The organism is Streptomyces aureocirculatus (genome assembly GCF_000720475.1).
Classification (GTDB): domain Bacteria; phylum Actinomycetota; class Actinomycetes; order Streptomycetales; family Streptomycetaceae; genus Streptomyces; species Streptomyces aureocirculatus.
Genome location: NZ_JOAP01000115.1, coordinates 1 through 4,299 on the forward strand (window position 1 = coordinate 1; position 4,299 = coordinate 4,299).

A 4,299-nucleotide genomic window follows, 5' to 3' on the forward strand; every position below is an offset into this window, starting at 1 on the left:
GACGGATGCGGTAGGTGCGGGTCTCGGTGTCGTGGCTGCTGTAGGCGATGACGTAGCCATAGCAAAGGCCGTAGGTGTCGAGGAGCCACTGGTGGTGGTCGTAGTCGGCCAGTGGGATCTTGGTGCTGCCGTCCGGCCCCCACCCCTTTTCGTCGAGGGGCTTGGGGGTGGTGCGGAAGGTCAGCGTGGAGATGATGGGCGCCGGGCCGGATGCGGGGTCGTGGCCGGCGGGGATCAGGACCCGGTGAGGCCAGCAGCGCTGCCAGGGGCGCTCGGTGTTGCGCCAGTACCCGGTGGTGGCGACCTTGTACTCGTCCGGGTGCTGCGCAGCGAAGACGGCGGCGAGGTCGTCCTGTTTGTCCCAGCCGAGGCCCGGCTGATGGGGGCGGGCCATAGGCGGGCGTGTGCCGTCGGTGGCCTTGCGGTGCAGCAGGTCTTCGCGGGTCTGGCCGTAGGGGTTGCGGCTCATGACGGCGGCGATGTCGCTGGGGGCGATTGAGTAGTTGTGGAGGCACTGTGACTCCGTCCGTCCCCGTCTTCGACGTCGCCGACCACCGCCAACCACCCCGCGCACAGGCCTCCGGCGTCCATATCGTCCTCACCCCGTACACCGAGATCCACACCCCGGCGGGGCCGTCCCGATGGACCGTGGACGGGGGCGCGCGCGTGTACCTCCTGGACGGCGGCGAGGCCGTGGCAGTCGCCGAAGTGATCGACAGCCGCGACGCGCAACCGCAGCGACAGGCTGCGGCGGTCGCCGAGATCACCCCATGGGCGCGAACCCTCGCCCACCTGGCCCGTACCTGGCGCCTGGACGACAGGCAAAAGGCGCTGCGGGAGCTCCTGGAGGACCGCGGATACGTGCAGGTATACCGGGATGCCAGCGAGGAACTGCAAACGGTCCACGACAAGGGGGCGTGGGCGCGGAAGATCCGGGACACGTTCGCCAGCAACGACGACCCGGCAGAGCTGGAAGGCGCCGGCCTCGGCGCGGCGATCCTGGCGCGCCTCAGCCGGGAACGGGCCGCGGTCGCCGAAGCCGCGCTCGCCACACTGCCACCTGTGGACCAGACCCTCCCGCCGCTGTCGGCGCTGTGGGAACTGCCGTGGGGTCCCCGCCTCCCGGGGGCCGTCCGCCCCTGGAACGAGCGCATCTTCCCGCTCCTGGCGCAGCGCTGGAAGCAGGATCTTGACACCTCGCAGCGTGACACCCTGATTCACTGGGCTCTTCAGTGCGGCATCAGCAAGGCTGACATCCACCGCGCCACCGGCATCGCCCGCACCACCATCGACCGCACCCTGGAATCCACCCCGCCGACGCGCAGCCCCAGGTGAGCCGCACCGGCATCGCGCACTTGCACTGAAGTTACCCGGGGAGCGGGTTCCGGCGTCCGAGGCGGTCGGACAGGAGGTCGAGGAGGGGGGTGTCGTGGTGGTGGAGGTCGAGGGCCGTCCAGTACAGGGTGACCAGGCGGGCCAGCATGATCCGTTCTGTGCGTGACTGGGCGTGGGCGGGCCGGTCGTAGGCCAGCAGGACGCGCACGTCCATGAGGTCGGCGGGGCCGCCGGGTGTGGTGAGCGCTTCGGCTACGGGTGTCAGCTCGTCGGCACCCTCGGCGATTTCCCGGTGCAGCCAGATTCTGGCGTGGCGGTATGCCCGGGTGGTGCTGTCGTGGAAGGGCGGGAGGCGGAGGATGGAGTCAGGTGCGCCGGTGATGCTCTGTGCCCATTCCTGGGCCAGGTAGGCCCAGTAGCTGTCCGGTACGGGGCGGTCGTCGGTGAGGGCCAGGGCGACGCCGTCGGGCACGGTGTCGAAGAGGGGGTCGATGCGCAGGTCTCGCATCGTCTTGCGGAGGAGTTTCCGGATTTCCGCGGGCCGGGTGAGGCGGCGGCTGACCGCGGACGGGGCGAGGGCGCCGGGCGCCGGGCGGCTGGGGTGGGGTTGGATCTTCCGCCATCCCGCCCGCTGGATCCATCCGTCGTCGGTGGCGATGCTCTGGAAGGGCGGATTGTGGGGCGGATGCGGGGTGGGGGTGGGGCGGAGGGTGTGCAGGGCCAGGTAATGGCCGGCGTGGGCGGCAAGTCGCGCGAGTTCCGCTGGGTCCAGGGGGCCGGTGCCCCACAGGTTCAGGTCCAGGAAGGGCGCGGTGCTGTCGGTAGGCGGCACGGAAGTCTCCCGGTGAGGGCGGTGGATGGCCACTTTGAGGGGTGGCATCCCCGCAGCGGCGGGGAGCAGACGGCCGCCGACGGGGCGGCCGCTTTCAGCGTAGTGAGCCGAGCGGGCGGGTGTGTCCGGTTCAGTCGAGGTCGCTGCGGTGGCCCCTGCCGAGGCGCTTGGCGGCGTGGGCCTGGACCTCGGCGGTGGGGTACCGGGCAGCCCTGGGCCCGCCCGGTCCCTCTGAGGAGATGCCCCATCGGCGCATCTGCTTGCTGACGGAACCGGGGGCAATGCCCAGGTAGTCGGCGACCTCGTCGCGGGACATCGTGGTGGACAGGGCGGGAGCGTCGAGCAGCTCGGCAAGGCGGGTGCGTGCCCCCCGTTCTGCGGCGGCGGCGGCCTCAGCGGCGGCGCGGGCGGCCCGTGCGCGGGCCACTGCCTGCTCGTGCGTCAAGCGCTGATCGGCCACGGCCCTGGACCAGTCGGCCAGCAGGGCCTCGACCGTCGCCCACAGCCGGGACCACGAGGACACCTGATCGGGGGTCAGCTCCGTGACGGGCAGGAGGCCCGCCACGCTGACGCGATGGGTGGCGAGCGTCTGCGGCAGAGCGAAGTTGACCCGTGAGACGCCGACAGACTCCAAAGTGACGCCGCCACGCTGCCAGACGGCCGGGGAACCGGCGGGAGCCTCGGCCCACGCTTGGGACAGCTCAGCCCGGAACCGGTCGAGGGGACCGGGCTCCACAGGCAGCTCGGGCAGCTCGTGTGCGCTGACCAGGTCCCAGAACTCCTCTGCGGGCACGTCGTCCACCGTGGTCGCGCCCATGCCCCGCAGGGCGTCCGCCAGCGCGTCGATGTCGTACACGCCAGGCGTGCCCTCCAGAACCCGCTGGATGCTCGCATACAGATCAGACATGGCCCCTGCTCCTTGTGTCGGTGAGGGGGTGCCCCCCCCCTTTCGTGACTATGCCCTACCTAGGGCAAAGTTGGAAGGGGATGCCGCATACTCCTCGGCCGCCCCATGGGGCGCGGGGGCGAGCAACACGGAGAGCGGCCCCATTGCCGCGTTCGGGACCTGGCCAAACGACTGGACTCCCCACTGGTACAGCCTCTACTTGACTGGCTGCCAGCCGGCTTCTTGACCTGCACGAGCGGATCGGAGCACTAGATAGCGGCTTCGGGCGGACTCCTCCTGCCACCTGTGCACCACCCCCATCGCCGCCGGAGACCTGGTGGGCCAGCTTCGCCACCCCGTGGACGGCGATTCACCGCGCTGGGCTGGCTGTGCGCGCACTGTCTGTACGACCGCCGGACCAAGCCCCGCCGCCTGGACCTGCTGGTGCGTGTGTTCCATCACCTGTTCGCCGGGGACGGGGGGCGGCTGAACGCCACCGAGTGCGAGGTCATCCTCGCCTGGCTCCCCACAGCTCCGGCAGCAGGTCTGCCCCAGGCGGAGCAGGATGTGCTCGCGGACGCGTTCGTCGTCCTTCAGCGCGCTGTCCAGACGCAGGAGCCGGTGACACTGCTGCCGTACTGCGGCGCCCGTGCCGCCACGGCACACTCCATCACGCTGGTCCGCCGTGGAGATCACCGAGCGGGAGGCCACCGTGCTGGATGCCGTGGCCCAGCACCCGGCGGAGTGGCAGGCCGCTCCCCCGCGCCTGGACCCAGAGCACTACCGCAGCCGCAGGGACTGACGGCGCGCGATCATCGACCAGACAGGCCAGCCCACCGTCCTGTCCCAGCGCGGCGGCCCCTTCTGGATCTGATCTTCCCGGCAGCCGTTCAGGCGCTGCGGACCACGCAGATGCAGTTCTCGCCGTACACGTCCCAGTCGATGTCGATCCGGAAATGGGCGTGCACGAGCAGGTCCTGCGCCGTCACCGGGCCGGTGGCATCCCGCGGTACAGCGTGATCTCACCCGTCTCGTCCGCGAGGTAGTCCAGAGCAGCACGCAACTCGTCCGGGCAGAAGCCGGCGGCACGCCCCAGCCGCTCCAGTGAGGCAGGCACCTGGTCGGGGTGGTCCAGGGTGTCGGGAGGTTGACTCTGTCGGTGATCTTGATACCGGCGCAGTCAAGTGCCCAGGGTTCGCCAGGACTTCAGGCGAGGGATCTCGCGTTGGTCGAGGTAGTTCTGGAA

At 70.6% G+C, this 4,299-nt stretch carries 5 protein-coding genes; 1 reads left to right on the forward strand and 4 read right to left on the reverse strand.

Annotation, left to right across the window (positions count from 1 at the left end; translation table 11 throughout):
- A partial coding sequence (locus tag IG78_RS0140795; RefSeq protein WP_030574760.1) for a hypothetical protein occupies window positions 1-469 on the reverse strand: 469 nt, incomplete at its 3' end.
- 47 nt (window positions 470-516) lie between these two features.
- On the opposite strand from IG78_RS0140795, the gene IG78_RS0140800 reads away from it, so the two are divergent.
- The gene (locus IG78_RS0140800; protein WP_030574761.1) at window positions 517-1,335 is read left to right on the forward strand and encodes a hypothetical protein; all 819 of its coding nucleotides are present in this window, start codon (window positions 517-519) and stop codon (window positions 1,333-1,335) included.
- A 31-nt stretch (window positions 1,336-1,366) separates the two neighbouring features.
- Here IG78_RS0140800 and IG78_RS0140805 read toward each other — a convergent pair whose 3' ends face one another.
- The 3 genes from IG78_RS0140805 to IG78_RS52370 form a co-directional block, all read right to left on the reverse strand.
- On the reverse strand, window positions 1,367-2,167 hold the full coding sequence (locus IG78_RS0140805) for a hypothetical protein (RefSeq protein WP_030574762.1): 801 nt from the start codon (window positions 2,165-2,167) through the stop codon (window positions 1,367-1,369).
- Window positions 2,168-2,297: 130 nt separating this feature from the next.
- On the reverse strand, window positions 2,298-3,074 hold the full coding sequence (locus IG78_RS52085) for a barstar family protein (protein WP_225882441.1): 777 nt from the start codon (window positions 3,072-3,074) through the stop codon (window positions 2,298-2,300).
- Window positions 3,075-4,038: 964 nt separating this feature from the next.
- Window positions 4,039-4,170: a hypothetical protein gene (locus IG78_RS52370; RefSeq protein WP_263972760.1), complete on the reverse strand. Its 132-nt coding sequence runs from the start codon at window positions 4,168-4,170 to the stop codon at window positions 4,039-4,041.
- Between the last annotated feature and the right edge of the window lie 129 nt (window positions 4,171-4,299).